26 protein-coding genes are annotated in these 18174 nt (G+C 36.3%); 4 read left to right on the forward strand and 22 right to left on the reverse strand.

What is annotated here, in order from left to right; translation table 11 throughout:
- On the reverse strand, nt 1-192 hold a 192-nt coding region (locus tag IJ535_RS13090), incomplete at its 3' end, for a hypothetical protein (RefSeq protein ID WP_330619618.1).
- A gap of 257 nt (nt 193-449) precedes the next feature.
- Here IJ535_RS13090 and IJ535_RS13095 point away from each other — a divergent pair.
- Nucleotides 450-671, forward strand: a complete 222-nt coding sequence (locus IJ535_RS13095) for a hypothetical protein (RefSeq protein WP_294219249.1) — start codon at nt 450-452, stop codon at nt 669-671.
- Nucleotides 672-679: 8 nt separating this feature from the next.
- The gene (locus tag IJ535_RS13100; protein WP_294303745.1) at nt 680-871 is read left to right on the forward strand and encodes a hypothetical protein; all 192 of its coding nucleotides are present in this window, start codon (nt 680-682) and stop codon (nt 869-871) included.
- Nucleotides 872-921: 50 nt separating this feature from the next.
- On the opposite strand, the gene IJ535_RS13105 is transcribed toward IJ535_RS13100, so the two are convergent.
- The 13 genes from IJ535_RS13105 to IJ535_RS13165 all read right to left on the reverse strand — a co-directional run bounded on the left by IJ535_RS13105 (nt 922) and on the right by IJ535_RS13165 (nt 12423).
- Nucleotides 922-1950, reverse strand: coding sequence for a tyrosine-type recombinase/integrase (locus IJ535_RS13105; protein WP_294303747.1), 1029 nt, complete (start codon nt 1948-1950; stop codon nt 922-924).
- Between the two features lie 36 nt (nt 1951-1986).
- Entirely contained in the window at nt 1987-3276 is a 1290-nt protein-coding gene (locus IJ535_RS13110) for an ATP-binding protein (RefSeq protein ID WP_294303749.1), read from the reverse strand.
- 282 nt (nt 3277-3558) lie between these two features.
- The gene (locus IJ535_RS13115) at nt 3559-3885 is read right to left on the reverse strand and encodes a type II toxin-antitoxin system RelE/ParE family toxin (RefSeq protein ID WP_294303751.1); all 327 of its coding nucleotides are present in this window, start codon (nt 3883-3885) and stop codon (nt 3559-3561) included.
- Nucleotides 3886-3891: 6 nt separating this feature from the next.
- Complete coding sequence (locus IJ535_RS13120; protein ID WP_294303776.1) at nt 3892-4146, reverse strand: prevent-host-death protein; 255 nt, start codon at nt 4144-4146, stop codon at nt 3892-3894.
- 92 nt (nt 4147-4238) lie between these two features.
- Entirely contained in the window at nt 4239-4361 is a 123-nt protein-coding gene (locus IJ535_RS13125) for a hypothetical protein (RefSeq protein WP_294303778.1), read from the reverse strand.
- A gap of 68 nt (nt 4362-4429) precedes the next feature.
- The gene (locus IJ535_RS13130) at nt 4430-4855 is read right to left on the reverse strand and encodes a flavodoxin family protein (RefSeq protein WP_294303780.1); all 426 of its coding nucleotides are present in this window, start codon (nt 4853-4855) and stop codon (nt 4430-4432) included.
- 54 nt (nt 4856-4909) lie between these two features.
- Nucleotides 4910-5308 (reverse strand): DUF4186 domain-containing protein, encoded by a 399-nt coding sequence (locus IJ535_RS13135; protein ID WP_294303782.1) that lies wholly within the window; start codon nt 5306-5308, stop codon nt 4910-4912.
- Complete coding sequence (locus IJ535_RS13140) at nt 5309-5650, reverse strand: phenylpyruvate tautomerase MIF-related protein (RefSeq protein ID WP_294303783.1); 342 nt, start codon at nt 5648-5650, stop codon at nt 5309-5311.
- A 28-nt stretch (nt 5651-5678) separates the two neighbouring features.
- On the reverse strand, nt 5679-5981 hold the full coding sequence (locus tag IJ535_RS13145) for a Dabb family protein (RefSeq protein WP_294303785.1): 303 nt from the start codon (nt 5979-5981) through the stop codon (nt 5679-5681).
- Nucleotides 5982-6104: 123 nt separating this feature from the next.
- Nucleotides 6105-8768 carry a family 78 glycoside hydrolase catalytic domain gene (locus tag IJ535_RS13150; RefSeq protein ID WP_294303786.1) on the reverse strand — a complete coding sequence of 888 codons (2664 nt, stop codon included), beginning with the start codon at nt 8766-8768 and terminating at the stop codon, nt 6105-6107.
- 32 nt (nt 8769-8800) lie between these two features.
- The gene (locus tag IJ535_RS13155) at nt 8801-9610 is read right to left on the reverse strand and encodes a sugar phosphate isomerase/epimerase family protein (RefSeq protein ID WP_294303787.1); all 810 of its coding nucleotides are present in this window, start codon (nt 9608-9610) and stop codon (nt 8801-8803) included.
- A gap of 57 nt (nt 9611-9667) precedes the next feature.
- Nucleotides 9668-11089 carry an MFS transporter gene (locus IJ535_RS13160; protein WP_294303789.1) on the reverse strand — a complete coding sequence of 474 codons (1422 nt, stop codon included), beginning with the start codon at nt 11087-11089 and terminating at the stop codon, nt 9668-9670.
- A gap of 29 nt (nt 11090-11118) precedes the next feature.
- The gene (locus IJ535_RS13165) at nt 11119-12423 is read right to left on the reverse strand and encodes a glycoside hydrolase family 1 protein (protein WP_294303791.1); all 1305 of its coding nucleotides are present in this window, start codon (nt 12421-12423) and stop codon (nt 11119-11121) included.
- 182 nt (nt 12424-12605) lie between these two features.
- Between IJ535_RS13165 and IJ535_RS13170 the strand changes: the two genes are divergently transcribed.
- A complete protein-coding gene (locus tag IJ535_RS13170; RefSeq protein ID WP_294303793.1) occupies nt 12606-13802 on the forward strand; it encodes a helix-turn-helix transcriptional regulator in 1197 nt (398 codons plus the stop codon).
- Nucleotides 13803-14060: 258 nt separating this feature from the next.
- On the opposite strand, the gene IJ535_RS13175 is transcribed toward IJ535_RS13170, so the two are convergent.
- Nucleotides 14061-15083 (reverse strand): ATP-binding protein, encoded by a 1023-nt coding sequence (locus IJ535_RS13175; protein ID WP_294303795.1) that lies wholly within the window; start codon nt 15081-15083, stop codon nt 14061-14063.
- Between the two features lie 171 nt (nt 15084-15254).
- Between IJ535_RS13175 and IJ535_RS13180 the strand changes: the two genes are divergently transcribed.
- Nucleotides 15255-15707, forward strand: a complete 453-nt coding sequence (locus IJ535_RS13180; RefSeq protein WP_294303797.1) for a metallophosphoesterase — start codon at nt 15255-15257, stop codon at nt 15705-15707.
- 7 nt (nt 15708-15714) lie between these two features.
- Here the strand turns inward: IJ535_RS13180 and IJ535_RS13185 are convergent, their stop codons facing one another.
- Genes IJ535_RS13185 through IJ535_RS13210 form a run of 7 tightly spaced genes read right to left on the reverse strand, consistent with a single transcriptional unit; the run spans nt 15715 to nt 18106 of the window.
- Nucleotides 15715-15894: a hypothetical protein gene (locus tag IJ535_RS13185; protein WP_294303798.1), complete on the reverse strand. Its 180-nt coding sequence runs from the start codon at nt 15892-15894 to the stop codon at nt 15715-15717.
- A complete protein-coding gene (locus tag IJ535_RS13190) occupies nt 15891-16385 on the reverse strand; it encodes a GNAT family N-acetyltransferase (RefSeq protein ID WP_294303799.1) in 495 nt (164 codons plus the stop codon). Before IJ535_RS13190 ends, IJ535_RS13185 begins: the two co-directional genes overlap by 4 nt.
- 2 nt (nt 16386-16387) lie before the next feature.
- Nucleotides 16388-16522 (reverse strand): hypothetical protein, encoded by a 135-nt coding sequence (locus tag IJ535_RS13195; RefSeq protein ID WP_294303801.1) that lies wholly within the window; start codon nt 16520-16522, stop codon nt 16388-16390.
- Nucleotides 16523-16553: 31 nt separating this feature from the next.
- A complete protein-coding gene (locus IJ535_RS13200) occupies nt 16554-16877 on the reverse strand; it encodes a branched-chain amino acid transporter permease (RefSeq protein WP_294303803.1) in 324 nt (107 codons plus the stop codon).
- Nucleotides 16870-17595: an AzlC family ABC transporter permease gene (locus IJ535_RS13205; protein WP_294303805.1), complete on the reverse strand. Its 726-nt coding sequence runs from the start codon at nt 17593-17595 to the stop codon at nt 16870-16872. Before IJ535_RS13205 ends, IJ535_RS13200 begins: the two co-directional genes overlap by 8 nt.
- A 38-nt stretch (nt 17596-17633) precedes the next feature.
- On the reverse strand, nt 17634-17789 hold the full coding sequence (locus IJ535_RS14240) for a helix-turn-helix domain-containing protein (RefSeq protein ID WP_442961407.1): 156 nt from the start codon (nt 17787-17789) through the stop codon (nt 17634-17636).
- 2 nt (nt 17790-17791) lie between these two features.
- On the reverse strand, nt 17792-18106 hold the full coding sequence (locus IJ535_RS13210; RefSeq protein WP_294303806.1) for a PIN domain-containing protein: 315 nt from the start codon (nt 18104-18106) through the stop codon (nt 17792-17794).
- Nucleotides 18107-18174 lie beyond the last annotated feature (68 nt).

Consider the following 18174-nt stretch of genomic DNA (forward strand, 5'->3'; position numbering starts at 1 on the left):
CGCCTTTTCATAAGCTTCTAGAATATCTGCGTTTTTAGAAGAATCAGAAGGGCATAAGACTGTCTTTTCTATATTAAATTTATCCATTAAATCAATAACTAAATTAATATCCCCACTAAAGTTAAATGGATTACCCCAGGTTCCAATATGCGAGTGCATATCAATCTTTTTAAAATCACTAAATTTATACATAACAAGTTCTCCTCCTTTTGTTGGAGAAAATATTATCTGATTACTGTGCACTTTGAAATATCTAGATTTGATTATTTTATAGGGGACAGATTCAAAGAAATGTGTGATACATAATACGCTTATATTTATAAAAATACAATTGTGGAAGCTCAAGAAAAGATTGAGAAAACCACGGAAAAGGAATTATAGGTACTTGCCAATTACCTACTAACATAGTATGCTTTAGAAAAGGGTGGATGATAGTAGGAGGCTGTTTTATGAAGTCTATTCTTATCAAAGATACAACCAAAGAAGAGCGCGAGGAAATAATCAAATCATCTCTTGATTGTGGAGGTGGCTGTGAGAATTGTTCCTCATGTTGGTTAGGCGGTGGTAGTCCTTGGGATATATACCAGGATTACATCGATGGAAGACGTGAGATTTCTGAGATTAATGCTGATTACATGTCAGTATATCGTCAGGACAGACAGATAAAGTAGGTAGAAGTATGGCACCAGATATTTCAACATCTACAATAGAAGAGCGTAGGGAATATATAAAAAAGACCTTTCCATGTATAGCTGACTGTGATATGTGTGGGCTATGCAAGGTGTTTCATGGAAAGGATGCTGAGACAGCTTATGATGATTATATAACAGGCAAACGGTCTTATATGGCAGTAAGTGCAGACTATAGGTAGCTTGGCTAATCGACTATTTTATCATCTTCAATAACGCTAATATTCTCTTTCTATTTGAAGAAGGAACTTGCCGCCTCAGCCGCAGCATCAATTCTAGCTTCCTTATCCGAAATATAATGCTTGGAGGTATCAATATTGCTATGATGAAGGGCATCTTTTATTGCATAGATGTCCTTTGTTTCTGCGTATACCTTTGTAGCAAAAGTAGCTCTCATCTTGTGAGGAGAGTACTTATCAGAAAGGCCGGCAGCCTTACAGTATTTTTTAAGCATTTTTTGTACCGCATTTACGGATATCCTTTTGCCCTGGGTCGAAATGAACAGGGCATTCTCATCAGTAGAAGAGAGCAGTAGTGGGCGAGAAAACTCGATGTAATCAGCCACGGCATTGTATACAGGAGTGATTACACGTACCTTATCATAATCTCCACCTTTTCTGATGATACTGAAATACACTTTGTGTTCTTCGGTAGTATCAATATCTGAAAGATTAAGTCCCACAAGCTCTGAGACACGCATACCAGTGCCAAGCAACACCATGATGATGGCCATATCTCTATCGACCATGCGTTTATTGTAAGCCTTGGCGTGTTCTGAAATTTTATCCTGATTTTGTATACAATTTAATAAAGCTGAGACCTCTGAATCGCTAAGCTTTACTACGTCACGTTCATGAAGTTTTGGACCTTCCACTAGAAGTGTAGGATTATTTTTGATCGCACCAATAGCCAGGTAATACTTATACATGGTTTTGAGCACTGAAAGCTTTCTGCGGCGAGCAGTTTCACTAAGCTTAATCCCATCTTCAGATTCAGTGATATATCTTTCAATCTGGGTCATTCTGATTTTATCCAAATCAGTAACCTGGATATCTTTAATATTTTCCTTTTTTAAAACCACTGTCATGAATCTAAGGAATACATTTATCTCATACATATACCCAAGGATGGTGTTTGTAGAACGATTCCTTGAATCCAAATGGATGTGAAAATCCTCTAAGAACTCTGGCATATCATTTAAGAGTTCATTTATCTTTGTATTATTTCTAATGTCTTGTTCGTTGCGATATTCATTACTCATAGATAATTAAATCTCCATGTAAGCCTATTATAGCTACTACATATTACATACAGCATAAAGTGGAATATTAACCATCCAGTCCTGCTCTTTATAATTTAGTAAGGATAATCTGATAGAAGTAGAAGGGTGAAATTTTTCGTAATATGCTTTTAAACTTTGAGAGCGAATATTAGTCTCTGCCTTTACTTCTATTGGGACAGCATCCATTCCTTTTTGAATAAGAAAGTCTTGCTCAAAAGTAGCCGATTCAGTCCCATAGTAATATGGCGAATACTCAGTATCGCTAATAATTTGTTGAAGAACATATTGCTCAGTGAGGGCACCTTTAAACTCAACAAACAGATTATTACCTTCTATAATCGAATGTAAATCTAATTCACTCATGGCACCTAGCAAACCGATATCCACAAAGAATAGTTTGAAAAATGAGAGCTCCTTGTATGCAGAAAGAGGAACATGAGGCTCATTTACTTTATGAACACGATATACTAAACCACTATCAACTAACCACTGTATGGCTTTTTCGAATTCGCTACTACGTGAGCCTTTTTTTATTTGTCCAAAGAAAAATTTTTTATTCTCCTTTGCTAATTGCATTGGGATGCCATCCCAAACCATATTAACTCTAACTACTTCATTGGAAGAAATGTGCTTGCCGAAATCGCCTTTATATTGAAGTATAATTTCTTTTTGAATCTCTCTAGCTGCATAGTAATCACTGTTATTTAAAAAAGCGTTTACAGCTTCTGGCATGCCACCTACATACATGTAGTTTTTTAAATGATAAATATATTTTTCTGAAAAACTATCTATTAAAGAATAATCTTTTGTTTTAAGAGCATCGGCTAACCCGTTTTCACCAACAGCATATAGAAACTCTCTAAAATTAAGAGGATAAAGATTTAATGTGGTAACCTTTCCAACAGGATACGAAATACCTTCATGCAAGGCTACGCCTAAAAGAGAGCCTGCCACAATTACATGGTATTCAGGTGCATTCTCATAAAAGTATTTTAGAGATTCAAATGCTTTTGGGGCATTTTGTATTTCGTCAAATATAATCAGTGTATCATCAGCAGATACAGTAAAACCTACTTCAATATTGATTGCAGAAATAATTCTATTTATATCATAATCTTGTTCAAATACACGAGCCATGGAATTGTTGTTGTAGAATGATATATATGCTACTTTTTCATAGTATTGTTTGCCAAATTCCTGCATTAACCATGTTTTGCCAACTTGACGCGCTCCCATTATAACTAAAGGCTTTCGTTTTGTACTATTTTTCCATTCAACAAGTTTATCCATCGCAAAACGCTGCATATATCGTACCTCCAAAGTGTCAATCGCAATTTTTAAGACCTAAATCGAAGTAAAAATACATTTTTTAAGGCCTAGAAGTTAAATATGGTCACAATTTTTAAGACCTTAACTTAATCTAATGATACAATTTTTAATATCTAATTGCAACCGACCTGATTTATGTATCGATAAAACATTTATTTAACGGAATGATGGCGCCCTTATATTATTCGACTTCTTTCCATCGACGGTCTAATAATTTAACTGTGAAATGGAAAAAAGTCGAATAAGTAATGCTCTGCTTTATTCTTTCCAATAATCTATGCTTTCTTGGGTTCGAAGACTTATTCCAAACATAGTACGTAAGAAATCCTCACGTTCACTAAATATATCTGTGATTTTAACAACAGATGTATTTTCATCAATTCTATAGAAGACATAATGCTGGGACACATGAAGGAACCTATATGGATTTGGTATTTCAATATATTTTTCTACTAGAGCTCCTTTTTGAGGTGCAGTAGATAATCCACTGATAGATTCACGTATATTTTTGTAAGTATTTATTCCCAAAATTCGTTTAATATCTTTTAGCCTATCAACTGCTTCTGGTGAATATTGTATCTTCAATATTTATTACTCTCCAATCAATTTATCTAAATCTGCTTCATCTATCCAGCCTTCTGTTACAGCGCGTTCCTCGGCTTTTTTTAATCTTGTAAAGAGTGAATATGCAGCTCTATATTTATCTAATTCATCAATCTCATCCATCTTTAAAATAGCGTACTCTCCTCTGCCATTACGAGTGAGATACACACGACTTGAAACATCTACTTCGTTCAAGACGTCAGTATAGTTTCTTAAATCTGATATAGGTTTTATATTTGGCATAGTTCGTCCTCCTTTGATTTTATTATAAAGGAAGTGCTGCAAATTAACAAGTTAATTTGCAGCACTTTCCTTTAAAATACGGTGCTTTTTTACTACCAATTGCAGATGTCGTCTACAGAGTGTACAAGCTTTGCATCAATTGCAACGGCACCAGGTGCAGATGGCTGGAGCTTCTCAGCTGTTTTTCCAATTCCGCTTCCACCGGATGTTGACAAGTGTTTTTACGTCGCTCATTCTGAAGCCTCCTTATCGTTGAGTTATATTATCGTATTTGATACTTGAATTATGCCAGGAACTTTTTAGCAAATTCTTTGATTCTATTCTCCAATTCAGGAGTAAATTCCGCACCTCTAAAACCTATATCAAGCATCCCCTCTAGGACCCATTTGATGCATAGGTCTTCCTCGGCACATTTTATATTATTGATTTTACAAAATTTCCTGATTTGCTTTATAACATTTGAGAATTCATTGCATGTGGCAAAGGGAACAATTTCTCCTATCAGAGATAAATTGGTTCCTTCTAAATAATCTTTGATAGCTTGATTGTATCTTTTTATATATAATCCACCACCTAAAAATAAATAGTCCACAGGCTCTGTGATAGGAGTGTTAAGGTCATATGCCTCCACGCCCAGGGTTTCTGCCAAAATTTGGGCCACCTTTTTTGTCTTGCCACCTTGTGATTGATATCTAACTGCGTAAGTCATAGTAAAAATCCTCCATGCTAATCCAATCAGTGCTATTTAGGCTTAGATGAATCCTTAAAGCGATTCTTTTTCTTCTTTCGTCTCCCCATAGCGTTCAAGCTCATTTTCAATCCAAGTCATGATTACATCTACTAAATAATCCTGCTGAATTTGGCTAAGTTCCTTACCAGGCTGCATTTTATGCCATTTTCTAATGCACTCTCTACAACAGGTAGCTGTTGCATGCTGAGCAACGAATACAGGATGACCCTTTGTTGGAGTTTGCTTGCCATCATTAGGAATAATTGCAGGTGCTTCTCTTTTGGCTATGAAATCTGCAGCGTGAGCTCTTATGGTTTCTAGCCCCTTTTCATGTATATAGTCTATATCTTTTTGCTTTAATTTAAAACTTGTCCTAAATTTAGAATTGCCCAGCCGTGTAAACAGCTGAGCAAACCACTCTTCTCTCGTCATTTAAAAATTACTTCCGTTCCAACCCCAATCATTTACTGGATGATAGGTTACATATACAGCATTGCCTGGTATGCCAAGCTTTTCTTCGAATAAATCGCAGATTTGTCCTGTGAGTTTATCGTAGGATTCTGCAGGTGCATTACCATATAGGCTTACAGAAACATAAGCTCCTTTATCAAGCTTCTTGCCACCAAGCCATAAATCATATGCATCTTCAATTCCTACCATAAGATAAGTCTCTGTTTTCCCTAATGTGGTTATAAGCTTTCCTAATTCTGATTTGATTTCTTCCTTTAGTTCGCTAGTAACTGGTACTGTGATTTTTGAATCAATAAATGGCATGACGTTACTCTCCTCTCTTTGAAATAGCCTATACTTCAAACTCTACATGAGTTGTTGTATCAACAAATGGTACAATAGCATCCTTTGTGGCTGCAAGACGAAGCTCATGCTTTTGATAATTCTTAAATGCATCTTCACTTTCGAATGTTGCTTCAAATACTATATCTCCAGTTGAAGAACTAAGGCACTCAGTCTTAACAGCAATACTTTCGAGGCCAGGAATTTGTCCGTTTAGCTCCTCTAGCTTTGTTTTAATGTTTGCCTTAATAGTTCCAAGATTAGGACCAAAGCATTTATCCTGCAATTTCCAAATAACTACTTGCTTTACCATTTAAATATTACTCTCCAATTTCATTCTCTAATGGGTATTAGTTTAACACTTTCATGGAGATACTTCTAGTTTAAGATAAAACAAAAAGCTGCCTCAGAGAGTCCTCTGATAATTCATATTTTGTCAGCACATATAGTTATACTCACCGGCTAAAACCCGTTGCTGCGTTCCATTAGGAAGGATTAATTTTGCTTCAAGTCCTACAGGAATAACTAGATGAATATGAACTTTTTCGTTAATATAATCCCATCCCATTTCTATTTTTCCTGCTGGTGAATCATAAGTTGCTTTTGCAGAGGTAAGTCCATTTGCATCATCACCTATATATATTTCAGGTTGTATTATCAGCTCACCATCACAATAGTGTATTCCACATACACCATCCATAATCCAGCCTACAACAGCTCCATAAGAATAGTGATTAAGAGATGCTTTTGGTTCCTTTCCCGGCTGAATTCCATCCCAGTTTTCCCAAAGGGTTGTGGCACCTTGATTTACCTCATATAACCATCCTGGCATTTGTGGATTCAATAGCAATTGATATGCCTCTTTTATATATCCTCTTTTCGCCAGCTGCCTGCATATTTCAGGTGTGGTTAGAAATCCTGTATTTAGCTTTCCATTTTCTCTTTTTACCATCTCAGCTAACTGTTTTGCCGCAAGCTTGTCGGCCTCTTCGTGTAAAAGCCCAAAAGCCAGTGGTCGTACTAATTGACATTGGCGTTCTGTAGTAATCAATCCATTTTCTGTATAAACTTCAATATAGCCTTGTCTGGCTTTCTCAGACACGCGAATTAACTCATTGACTTCAGCTTCAGGTCTATCTAAAATTTTGGCAATCTTTGACATAAGCATTCCGGAATATGCAAAATAGGCATTAGCAACATCATAGTTACCATCCTTCATGCTTTCAGCTGCGCTTCGGCCTGGCTCACACCACTCGCCATAATTCATCCCCTTTTCGATTACATAATTTCTATTCTTTTTCGAATGAGACTTGTTAAAAAGCTTTTTCTTACGCGCCTCTTTTTTCAAGAATGAATACCAGTTGCACATCATGCTATAGTTTTCACTGAGAACACGCTTATCCCCGGTCAATTGATATATTTCCCAAGGCACAATTATAATAGCGTCTCCCCACGCAACGGATCCAGCCAATAGCTTGGCAAAAAATCCAGGTTTATTGTTAGGAGGTGCAATGTTCATTACTCTTCCATCAGAAAGCTGTGTATACCTACACTGTCTTAACCATTTTTTCAATACAGGAACTGATTCCATCAAACGTAGTCCTGTATATGCAAATATACCAGCATCGCCAGTCCAACCAGCACGTTCTCTTGTTGGGCAGTCTGTTGGAATATCACAAAAGTTTCCTTTCTGACTCCATATTGCATTTTTTACCAACTGATTTAGCGCTGTATTTGATGTAGTCAATGAAAGAGTATCCATCATCTGAGAATACACCGCATGGGCATAGAATACTGCTTTTGATAAATCGGCATTTGTCTCTACTTTTACATAACGAAATCCCATGATGGTAAAGTTTGCATGATAATGGTTATACCCAGCTTTCATTGTATAATCAATAGTCTGGTAGGTTCCACCTTCTTTATGACGTTTTCTATCTTGAAAGTTTTCCTGTGTAAACTCTCCATTTTGGTCTAATGTCTCACCATGAATCAGGCGTATTTTTTCTCCTGCCGCTCCATTTGGAATTATAAGCTCAATCTGTCCCGCTAGGTTTTGACCAAAATCAAGAACTGTATCTCCTTTTGGAGTTTTAATGATTGTTGCATCAAACCTTTCCATTCTTAGTATAGGCACAGTATCCATTGCTTTCAAAAGCTCATACCCAATAGGTACTTCCTTCACTTCATGCCAAGCCATCTCATCATCTGACAAGTTCTCCATTCTGGCATCATATACCTCGCCATGTTGCATATCATTCTGTCTAAGAGGGCCATTTTGTGATGCTTTCCATTTGTTATCAGTTGACACAATGGCTTTCCCGTTAATCTCTAGCTGGCATATTACTGCCGTTTTTTCTCCAAATAAATTTCTGTCACCATCTACACCTGATGTACTACGATACCAACCATCACCTAAGATAATATGTATTTCATTTTCTCCAGTCTTAACATAGTTTGAAACGTCATATGTTTGATATGGTATTTCGAATTTATAATTGGCTGTTCCTGGTGTAAGCACATAATCAGTTATTTTTTGTCCATTTATGTATATTTCATAGAGTCCACAAGCACTGGCATATACTCTTGCAGTCTCTATTTTCTCCATTGAATCCAGACAGAATTTCTTTCTAAAAACTGATGCTGGCTTATGAGGAAGAAACACTTCATTTTTTTTATGCTTTTTCTCGTTCCATGCTTTTAAAGCCGTAGCGTTCATATAATCTGGAGTACCTATATCAAATTGATACCCAATTTCCTCACTTGGCTCAATCCATTTGGCATACCAGTCATCACTGTTAAGCAGGCCATATTCAAATGTGCCTCCATCTGCCCATTCACCTGAGCAATCGTCCTGATCCCATAAACGGATAGTCCATGACATGTTATCTCTTGACCTATGCTCTGGTGCAATAATAGCATGCATTTTCTTTGATTCTACCTTGCCAGTATCAAGTATTATCTCACTACCTTTTTTTACAACTATTTGGTATGCGCTCTGCATAATACCTTCCTGACACTGCCATGAAACATATAAATCCTGTGCATCTATTCCTATAGGGTTATTCCGATACTCGGTTTTACAATTTATTGCTTTCATCTATTCCTGTTACCTCTCGCTCATTGGGTGTTTTATTTCACATACTCTTTTAGAAACTGAGAACTAATTTCAGCAGAAATTATTGGTGACTTCTGTTCCCAATTTCTATGGCTTTCAAGAACAACCGCTTCTACTTCATTCTCTTTTGCAATTTCAAGCAATCCTTGTAAATCCATACTTCCCTTTCCAAGCTCACAACTATCGGTTTTTAAGATTGATGAAAGCGGTCCCGTCTGTTTTGAGCCTCTATCATTGATATGCCAAAGTTTCATTCGCTGCCCAAGTTTACCCATCCAGTATTCAGGATTCACTCCAATATCAGCAGCCCAATATGAATCAAATTCAAAATTCACATATTCCGGATTGGTCTCTTCAATCAAAACTTCATAGGCCATCTTTCCACTTTTTAATCTTCTGAACTCGCAATTGTGGTTGTGATATAAAAGACTTAGTCCTTCGTTCTTTAGCAATTTTCCTGCTTCATTCAAATTATTTGCCAGGTCATAAACTGCCTTCTCATCGGTATAATCAAAGTGATGCATGCCTGTAATAACCACATATTTTGTTCCGTAAAGATGAGCCTCTTTTGCCACTTCCTCTGTTCTTTTCAATACGCTACCCAAGTCAGAGTGTAAGCTAATAACTTTAAGACCGGACTCATCTATCAATTCTTTCCAGTTCAGCTTGCCACTTTTTCCCATAGGCATCCCTGCCAGACGAGTCAAGGCTCTTATGATAAATGGCATGGGGCGAATCATGTATGAACATAATTCAATCCCCTGATAGCCAGACGCTCTCAATCTACCCAATGTGTCTTGTGCCTTTTTTTGATTGCCTATCACGGTTCGAAGCTGAAACTGTTGTATTCCTCGAATCACCCTCTACTACCTCACTTTCTATTATTTCTTCTGGCCTTTTGCCTGAATCTCAGCCATCTTTTCCTTTGAAAGAGGGCTTATTTTCATGCATATAATTGAGATAATCCATCCTATTATTGGAAATCCATAAAGCAATAACACTGTCAGATACTTAATACCATTAGTCATAGGATCATTTGGCTGTGGCATAGTTGTCTCATAACCAATAAGAGCAACACACCCCATGGTAATCACTGTTGCTAATGACGATACAAGTCGGTCCATCATAGAATAGGAAGCTGTAACAACAGCAGGAATAAACTTTCCAGAACGGTCTTTCTCATAATCGACTACATCCGCACTCATTGATGTTGTAGCTGCTGTGACACCCATTTTTGTTCCATTAACAGCAAGAGTTAAAACGAAATATACAATAGTTGGAAGTACTGCAACTGTAATCGTTCTCGTATTAATTGTCAGTAAAAATACAGCCATAAGTACTGTTGCAATGAGACTTACAAATGACCATAGTGAAATAGCTTTTCTACTTCCATGCTTACCTGCATACTTTCCTCCAATAATGGCGAACACGATTGAAGGAAGCATCGCAATTACACTGATTAATGTGGAAAGCTGCATATTTCCAATCAGTATTCCAAACATCATTGTTGATACAATAGATTGACTACCAACCTGATTTGCAAGTTTTACAGCAGAGGCTGAAATCACATAGGTTTGCATTGCTTTATTCTTGCATAAAAGCGAAACCATATCTTTAAAAGAAACCTTTTCATTATTGGTTGCAGCCACATCTTCAAAATTTTCTGGACAGTCAGTCTCAGATACACCTATGCAAGCCAGAATAATGAACACAAGAGAGATTGCCACTGTTACAATGCACGAAGTGCTAAGCATTTCAACAGAATATGTATTTTGATACTTTGGAAGAATTACCATTGTGATTAAAATTGTCATAATCATTGGCGCAAAGTAACTATAAACAGTTGCCCATACCCCTACCATTGGTCTTTGCTCAGGATCATTTGTCATTACAGGTCCCATTATTTGTCCTGCAACATTATTCATAGCGTATCCAAATAAATAAATGACATACATTACTACGAAAAGTATAATTCCATGTCCTTTACCACTTCCCCAAATAAATAACAATAAAACCGCTGCAGACTGAATCAGCCATCCGCCAAAAAGGAATATACGAATCTTTCCAAATCTGGTGTTAAATTTATCCACGAATACTGCAATTACAGGATTTAGAACACCCTCAAGTATTCTACTGAATGTAAGAATAGTGCCCATTATCGCAGTTGCAATACCATACCCAGCATTTCCAACATAACTGACGTAAGTCATTAAGATATAAAAACACATTGCGTTTGCAGAATTCATTTGTGATAAGGCAATTTGCCAGTTCTTTGCTTTTCTGTAATTAATCTGATTTTCCATTTTTGCTCCTTTTTACTACCATTTTGTATCTAGTGTAGACTTCCAAGAAATCTCAGGCTTTCCTTAGGATGTCGGCTCATATCATTTCGATCAACGCCAATAAGTCCAAAGGTCATCTTGAATCCCTTTTGCCATTCGAAATTGTCTAGTAATGACCAATAAAAATACCCTTTAACTGGTAATCCATCATCTATACATGATTTAATCTCATCAGTAGCAGTTTTTATGTACTCTACTCTCTCGTTATCTTCTGATGTTGCAATTCCATTTTCCGTAACAATTAAATCTCCTTTGAAGGACTTTGCCACCTTTCGAACTACATTTCCAATTGCTTTAGGATAGTTTTCATATCCCATCTGGGTTGTTTTAACTCCATCAGGTAAACGTTCCTCCCCCTGCTCATCGAAGCATTTTCTCGTATAACATTGAACGCCGAGGAAATCATCGCCTTCAATGGCTGGAAGATAATGAAGTAATTCTTCATCCCATACTCTTTCAACTGCTTTAGTTGATTCTGCACTATTTGATTCTTCAAGTGATTGTAAGTCATGCAATGATAATGTGATTCCAACCTTTAAATCAGGCCTAACTTCTCGAATTGCTTTTACCGCAGCCATGTGTGCTTTCATTACAATTCGGTCTCCTTCATCTGAGCACTGTGATACAAATACAGCAACATCTCTTGGGTCTTTAAATCCAAATGCCTGTGCACTTTCCATTGCGGCTTGCATCATACGATTCTGATCCAAATTGATACCAACCTGAACCTTCGAATCTTCTTCTGCCTGTTTTTCTTCTAGAGAACGACTTGCACTCATGCGAGCCATCATGCTTTTCATCAGTCCAGCCAATTGATAACGCATATTGGCTTCATTGATGGTGCAAACATAATGAATTCCTTCTCCCAATTCTGAAACAATTCGTCCGCAGTATGCAGCAAAATCATCAATGACCTCAGGATTCTCCCATCCGCCTTTACGAATTAACCACTTAGGAGATGTAAAGTGCATTAGAGTGATAACCGGTTCCACTCCATTTTCTACACAGCACTTAATGACATCCTTGTAATGCTCTACTTCTGCAGAATCCCATTTGCCCTCCTCTGGCTGTATTCTTGCCCACTCAACTGAAAATCGATATGCATTCAGTCCAGCATCCTTTAATAGCTTTATATCATCTTCAAAATGATGATAATGATCTACTGCCAAACCAGAAGGTTCATCAAACATACTGTGCTCCAAATTCTCCTGAACCCAATAATCACTGTAAATATTGTTTCCTTCTACCTGATGTGCAGCTGTGGCAGCCCCCAATAAAAAACTCTTCTCAAACATATTCCCTCTTCCTCCTTAGTTAAATGTTAAGTTGTGAACACATTATATTGGGATGAACAGATATTGTATTTTATTAATTTGATGTGTATTATAGATTTATGATATTTGTTACATTTTTCCCTTTTTGCACAATTTCCTACTGCGCAAATTATTAAAAAGTTACAATGGGAGGCTGATATGAAATGCTATTATCACAATTAGAATTGATTTATCAAATATATGGAGTTCCAATCTCAGTATTTGATTTAGATGGGACATGTAAGAAACTTATCCCTGATAAGAATTTTAATGGCGCTTTTAAACTATCTGATATTCCTGAATGGACACACTTTAGTTCTTTTACAAATCAAGTTTGTTGTCTTGTCACAGATTCCCTGCTTCTATTGGGATTTATCCCAGATTTTTCAAATAAGCAGATTATCGTCTTGGGGCCTGCCACTACTGTAGAGATGAATTCTGTTTCCCTGAAACATTTTACGGGTCAGATAAGCTCCAGCTATTCAAAAGAGATTGCTTTAGCAATATCGAGTACACTTGCTTCGATGAAATTGACTGACCTACATCAATTTAAAGCTACCTTATCTCTAATAGAATCCCTATTGGGTGTGGAAATACACGATATTAAAACAATTAGCGAATACTCAACGAACTTAACTCAGATAAATGCGCTAGAGAAAGTTACTAATGCAATTACAACAGAGATTACTTTTGACGATCATGACTACACTGACACAGATATTCAGGACAGAATTCTATTTTATATTTCTCATGGCATGGTTGAAAATCTTGAGAACCTTGTTATTCCAGAGCAATTTATGGAATCGATGAATAGATTAAGTCTACGATATGCTAAAAATTCACTCATTGTTTTGAACTCTCTCAGCCAACGTGCAGCTCTGTCTGCAGGTGTGCCATTACGTTCTACTGACTCTTTAGGAAGGGCTTTTAGTGACCAGATAGAGTCCTCGCCTGATGTTGAGTCCCTAATTCAATTATCAGCAAGAATGTTCATTCCCGCTGCCTATGCAAGGTTGGTCAGAGATGTTAATATACCTGGCAACACAAGTCGTGATATTCGAACTGTAATAATATATGTTCAAAATCATTTTAGAGAACAGATAACTGTCAAGAAACTCGCAGAATTAGTGAATTTATCAGAAGAACATTTATCTAGAAAATTTAAATCCGAAACAGGCATGACACTAAAGAGTTTTATTGTTAAAGAAAAAATACACGAGGCAGAGGCTCTACTTCGCTTCACAGATCTATCACTATCATCAATTTCAGAAATATTATCATTTTCATCACAAAGCTGGTTTCAAACTGCTTTCAAAAAACAGACTGGAAAGACACCTATGGAATATCGAAAGGAAGCCTAGTGATAGGCAATATGCCATGTTTTTAAACATAAAAATAGAGCTACACCATATGATGTAGCTCTAAGAAGGAGAATAACTTAAATGAAAAGAAAATAGGTTTCCATTATTAATTCTGATATTGTAGATTTATCCTGCTGCATTTTTATACCTCCATTCATGTTTTCTGATGCCCATATCTTACCAAACCCCAATTCACCACTCGTAATATTTACGAATAAAGAACGCCGATTTCTCAGAGTTCTTGAATTAGCTTTTATATCAATAATTATTAATTACATATCTTTCAAAAAGTGGTAATGTAAACTTCAATCGTCCATGTTCACTACCATCCACAAGCCCACGTTTAACTAGCCTATCTCTATAAGGAGTATATTCATTATTTTCTATTCCCAATTCTTCTTTTATTTCTTTAGCTTTTCCCGTTTCACTTTTAGCTATTCCATAGGCCAGCTTTTTATCTCCCGCAGACATCTCTGACCAGATTTTTTCATAGACGTAATCTTCTAAGTACTGCTGATAATCTGGCAAAGCCTGTTTATAATCACCGTCTTTTTTCCATGTAAAATGACCTAGCACCTGAAAAGCAAAAGAGTAACCCTTTGTAAGCTTTGCCATGGCTAAAGATTGACTTTCAGCAATCTTAAACGTCTTTTGATAGTTGGCTGAAATTGTATTGATATTTAAAGGCTTCAACTCCACCTTGGGAGCCCTATACAAAAAAGTAAGATTCTTCTCATTCTGCAAGTTATTTATATTTTCATATAAACCAGTCATCAATAAATAAATTGGTAAATCCTGACGAACAAATATCTGAAAAGCTCCTGCAAATGCTTTCATATAGTCTGTAGAAATAACTTCATCTATACATATCAAAACTTTTTTATTGTGCTTTTTTAGATTCTCAAGCATTTTTGAAATAGCAACCTGTACATTAGTAATTGGAACACTGCCCTTAACCTCAAGACCTATTCCAAAAAATGAAAGATTAATATTAGCACGCTGAAATATCTGTGCAAGTTTATTCTCACTAGCCAAGCTTGTAGCCAAATCATGCAATAAATCCTGTGATGAATTTAATTCTACGGTAATCCAATCGTCTTGTTGCTTAAGTTCTTTGGAGATCTCTGTCATAAAAACTGTTTTCCCAGAGCCTCTCACCCCAGTAATCATGTATATTTGCTGGGTTCCCTCTTCGAAGGATTCTACTATCTCACTAGACTGTGCAGCTCTTGATATTGCCTCAGTTGGCTCTTTACCAAATAATAGTGTATATGGATTCATAAGATACTCCTTTTATCATTCTTTATCATTCCAAATTAATTTTATCATTTTTTATCATTTTTGTATAGTTTTATCATTCTTTATCATTTTTACCCCAAATGACTTTTTGCTCCTCAGAATGCTATAATAAATACATAGATAAAATCACACAGCACATAAGGAAACTGTCCTATGAAAATCTACGCCATGAGTGACATCCACGGATGTATTGATGAATTTAATAATGCTCTAAAGCTGATTGATTTAGAAGATACCAATACTATGCTAATCCTCCTTGGGGACTACATCCATGGTGGAGACAGTATTGCCGTACTTGATAAAGTAATAGAATTGCAGAAACAATATGGCGACCAAAAGGTTGTGGCTCTTATGGGTAATCACGAGGAAGCTGTGGCAGAATTTGGAATGTCTCTAACAGAGACAGATACTGTGGAGCATCATGTTTCTCCATTAGCTTTGTCAAAATATAAGAAGTGGATGAAAAAGCTTCCAAGATACTACAAAACCGACACGCAGATTTTCTGCCATGCCGGTGTAGATGAGGAAGCCGAAGACTTATGGGAAGTTGGAACAGATCCATATATGTTCACAGGAAAATTTCCACCTGAAACTGGAGAATTATAAATGAATTCTAATCAGTTGGCCAAGTATCGCCTATATCAAGATTATTAGCAGTAAGCCACTCATCTTCTACCGTTACATATGATTCGGTTCCGTTTTCATCTATGAGAGTAACGGATACTGTAGGCTTATTATTGGTTGATTCTTCACAACCAAAGTCACCATCAAAAATGTGTTTTATTGTCTTCATGTTAATTCCTTAAGATAAAATCTATTCATTGAGCTGTGTACTACTTCGTTAGGCTTTTCAATTAACTTATAGCCACATTTCTCGTATACATGAATAGCAGTCATCAAATTTATATGAGTTTCTAGGTATATTTGCTTATAACCTCTATCTACAGCAGCCTTTTCAACTAATTCCATAAGTTTATAGGAAAGTCCCTGACCTTTAGCAGCATCAGTTAGATATAGCTTTTGGAGCTCAGCAGTATCATCCATAAAATCAAGCTCCGCCAGTCCTATGCCGCCGATGATGTTGTCAGCGTCATCAAGGGCAATAAAATAGATTCTTCTAGAAGAAGCAAGATAATAATCACTGAGGTGATTTAGGTTATCATCAAAGTATACTGTCCCTGGTATATCTAGGTTATTGGCTTTTAAATTAGTTCTTATTATATCAGCTAGGATTAAATCATCTTTCGGTTCAATTATTCTGTAATTCATTTTATAATTTGCCATTCTTATAGTCCAAGCTCCTTCTCTAAATCATCAGCGGAGATTGTGCCTTCATCTTTGATTGATACTTTAGCTTCATTCAGTTTAGTTAAAAGCTGAAGTTTTGATTTGAGATTATCCAATTCATCAAGTTCTTTCATATCAACTAGAGCGCATGATCCATATGATGTGCTAGAATATAAATTGCACCATAATCATGTAGGCTACTGTTCCAATTACAACACTGAGAATAGTGTTTCGGCGCCACAAATAACTTGCAACTACAATTACCATTCCAATAAGCTCTGGCAAGGCATGAGGTTTTGTAGTTATAGATAAATCTTTGAAACAATATACTATCAGTAGTCCCATTGCGGTATATGGTACTACTTTTCCTAAATATAAGATGTAATCAGGTACTTTTTTTCCTCTACCAAATATGAGTACTGGGAGGATTCTTGTAGCAAGGGTAGCAATTCCCATTGCAAGCATCACTATAATTGCATGTCTATCCATTGTCTTCATCTCCCCATTTTCTTTCGATTTTGTCGCGCATTATTGTTAGCACTGCAATAATAATTATCATGGCAGGGATTAAAAATAAATCTCTTCCAAATATTAATCTGCACAAAAGAGTTGCCATCACGCCAAGTATTGCAGGAATGTGACATTTTGAATTTAACCACTGTTCTATATAAACAGTGGTAAAAAGTGCTGTCATAGAAAAATCTATTCCTGTAGAATCGAAATTCAATAATTTTCCGAGACAACCTCCTAGTACAGAGCCTAAAATCCAGGAAGCCTGGTCGAACAGTGTTACAAACAGTCTATAATTGCTAATATTCACCTCAAATGGGATTTCATCACGGCTAAGCATGGCATAAGTTTCATCGCACAAAGCATAGTATAAATACCACTTTCTCTTGCCTTCCTTTTTATATCTACCAATCATTGAAATGCTAAAGAAAATATGCCTTGCAGCCACCATAAAAGCTGTTAATGTAGCCATAATAATAGATCCGCTAGCAACCATGGAAACACTAAGGAACTGAACTGTCCCACTGAAGATAATTATTCCGGACAAAAACGACCAAAGTGGTCCATATCCATGTTGCTGCATCATAATACCAAAACCTGCTCCAAGAATTATAAATGTAACCATGATTGGAGCTGAGGTTTTAAATGCAGATGTTATATCTTTTTTAGTAATGCTTTTTAATCTTTGAATTTTCATCGTGTAAGTCCCTATATATGATAGCTCATTATATCGGATTATCGCTTTCTTTCAAAACTAATATATTTGTATATTGTTGTACGTGAACAGTTCAATAGATTGGCAAAATTTGTAATGTTTATGTTGCCAGATTCATATTTATAAATGCCAAAAAACGGATAATTACATTTATCATGTAAACTATCCGTTTTCATAATCAATCTTCATCAAATTCTACACGCTGCATAAATTCCAATGGAGTATATGCTGGTATTGGGCTCTTCATAAAGTCTTTTACATTTCTTGTGATGATAAAATCAGCCCCGACCCTTTCAGCCGTTTCCATTTGAACAGCATCTTCAAAGTCTTTTTGCTTTTTCGTAAGAGCATTTCTTACATCTTCTTCGGTCAGATCCTCAAAGTTAAAGATTAGAGAAAGGGCTTTGTAAGTTTCTTCTATTTTTTCAGGAGTGAGTTCTTTTGTAAGTGTAGCTAGAACGGCCGTCTTGGAAAGCCCATCCCAAAATGCCATAATCCTTTCAGGAGGAAAACATTATGGTCAAAAGAAAAAATTACAACTGGAATAAAATCAGAAAAGAG

The organism is Pseudobutyrivibrio sp. (assembly GCF_017471675.1).
GTDB lineage: Bacteria > Bacillota > Clostridia > Lachnospirales > Lachnospiraceae > Pseudobutyrivibrio.

What these genes read in the sequence shown, in the direction of transcription:
- IJ535_RS13095 (WP_294219249.1), top strand. Translation starts at nt 450, where the DNA reads ATGAAGTCTATTCTTATCAAAGATACAACCAAAGAAGAGCGCGAGGAA.
- IJ535_RS13100 (WP_294303745.1), top strand. Translation starts at nt 680, where the DNA reads ATGGCACCAGATATTTCAACATCTACAATAGAAGAGCGTAGGGAATAT.
- IJ535_RS13105 (WP_294303747.1), bottom strand. Translation starts at nt 1,950, where the DNA reads ATGAGTAATGAATATCGCAACGAACAAGACATTAGAAATAATACAAAG.
- IJ535_RS13110 (WP_294303749.1), bottom strand. Translation starts at nt 3,276, where the DNA reads ATGCAGCGTTTTGCGATGGATAAACTTGTTGAATGGAAAAATAGTACA.
- IJ535_RS13120 (WP_294303776.1), bottom strand. Translation starts at nt 4,146, where the DNA reads ATGCCAAATATAAAACCTATATCAGATTTAAGAAACTATACTGACGTC.
- IJ535_RS13130 (WP_294303780.1), bottom strand. Translation starts at nt 4,855, where the DNA reads ATGACTTACGCAGTTAGATATCAATCACAAGGTGGCAAGACAAAAAAG.
- IJ535_RS13135 (WP_294303782.1), bottom strand. Translation starts at nt 5,308, where the DNA reads ATGACGAGAGAAGAGTGGTTTGCTCAGCTGTTTACACGGCTGGGCAAT.
- IJ535_RS13140 (WP_294303783.1), bottom strand. Translation starts at nt 5,650, where the DNA reads ATGCCATTTATTGATTCAAAAATCACAGTACCAGTTACTAGCGAACTA.
- IJ535_RS13145 (WP_294303785.1), bottom strand. Translation starts at nt 5,981, where the DNA reads ATGGTAAAGCAAGTAGTTATTTGGAAATTGCAGGATAAATGCTTTGGT.
- IJ535_RS13150 (WP_294303786.1), bottom strand. Translation starts at nt 8,768, where the DNA reads ATGAAAGCAATAAATTGTAAAACCGAGTATCGGAATAACCCTATAGGA.
- IJ535_RS13160 (WP_294303789.1), bottom strand. Translation starts at nt 11,089, where the DNA reads ATGGAAAATCAGATTAATTACAGAAAAGCAAAGAACTGGCAAATTGCC.
- IJ535_RS13165 (WP_294303791.1), bottom strand. Translation starts at nt 12,423, where the DNA reads ATGTTTGAGAAGAGTTTTTTATTGGGGGCTGCCACAGCTGCACATCAG.
- IJ535_RS13170 (WP_294303793.1), top strand. Translation starts at nt 12,606, where the DNA reads ATGCTATTATCACAATTAGAATTGATTTATCAAATATATGGAGTTCCA.
- IJ535_RS13175 (WP_294303795.1), bottom strand. Translation starts at nt 15,083, where the DNA reads ATGAATCCATATACACTATTATTTGGTAAAGAGCCAACTGAGGCAATA.
- IJ535_RS13180 (WP_294303797.1), top strand. Translation starts at nt 15,255, where the DNA reads ATGAAAATCTACGCCATGAGTGACATCCACGGATGTATTGATGAATTT.
- IJ535_RS13185 (WP_294303798.1), bottom strand. Translation starts at nt 15,894, where the DNA reads ATGAAGACAATAAAACACATTTTTGATGGTGACTTTGGTTGTGAAGAA.
- IJ535_RS13190 (WP_294303799.1), bottom strand. Translation starts at nt 16,385, where the DNA reads ATGGCAAATTATAAAATGAATTACAGAATAATTGAACCGAAAGATGAT.
- IJ535_RS13195 (WP_294303801.1), bottom strand. Translation starts at nt 16,522, where the DNA reads ATGAAAGAACTTGATGAATTGGATAATCTCAAATCAAAACTTCAGCTT.
- IJ535_RS13200 (WP_294303803.1), bottom strand. Translation starts at nt 16,877, where the DNA reads ATGGATAGACATGCAATTATAGTGATGCTTGCAATGGGAATTGCTACC.
- IJ535_RS13205 (WP_294303805.1), bottom strand. Translation starts at nt 17,595, where the DNA reads ATGAAAATTCAAAGATTAAAAAGCATTACTAAAAAAGATATAACATCT.
- IJ535_RS14240 (WP_442961407.1), bottom strand. Translation starts at nt 17,789, where the DNA reads ATGAAAACGGATAGTTTACATGATAAATGTAATTATCCGTTTTTTGGC.
- IJ535_RS13210 (WP_294303806.1), bottom strand. Translation starts at nt 18,106, where the DNA reads ATGGCATTTTGGGATGGGCTTTCCAAGACGGCCGTTCTAGCTACACTT.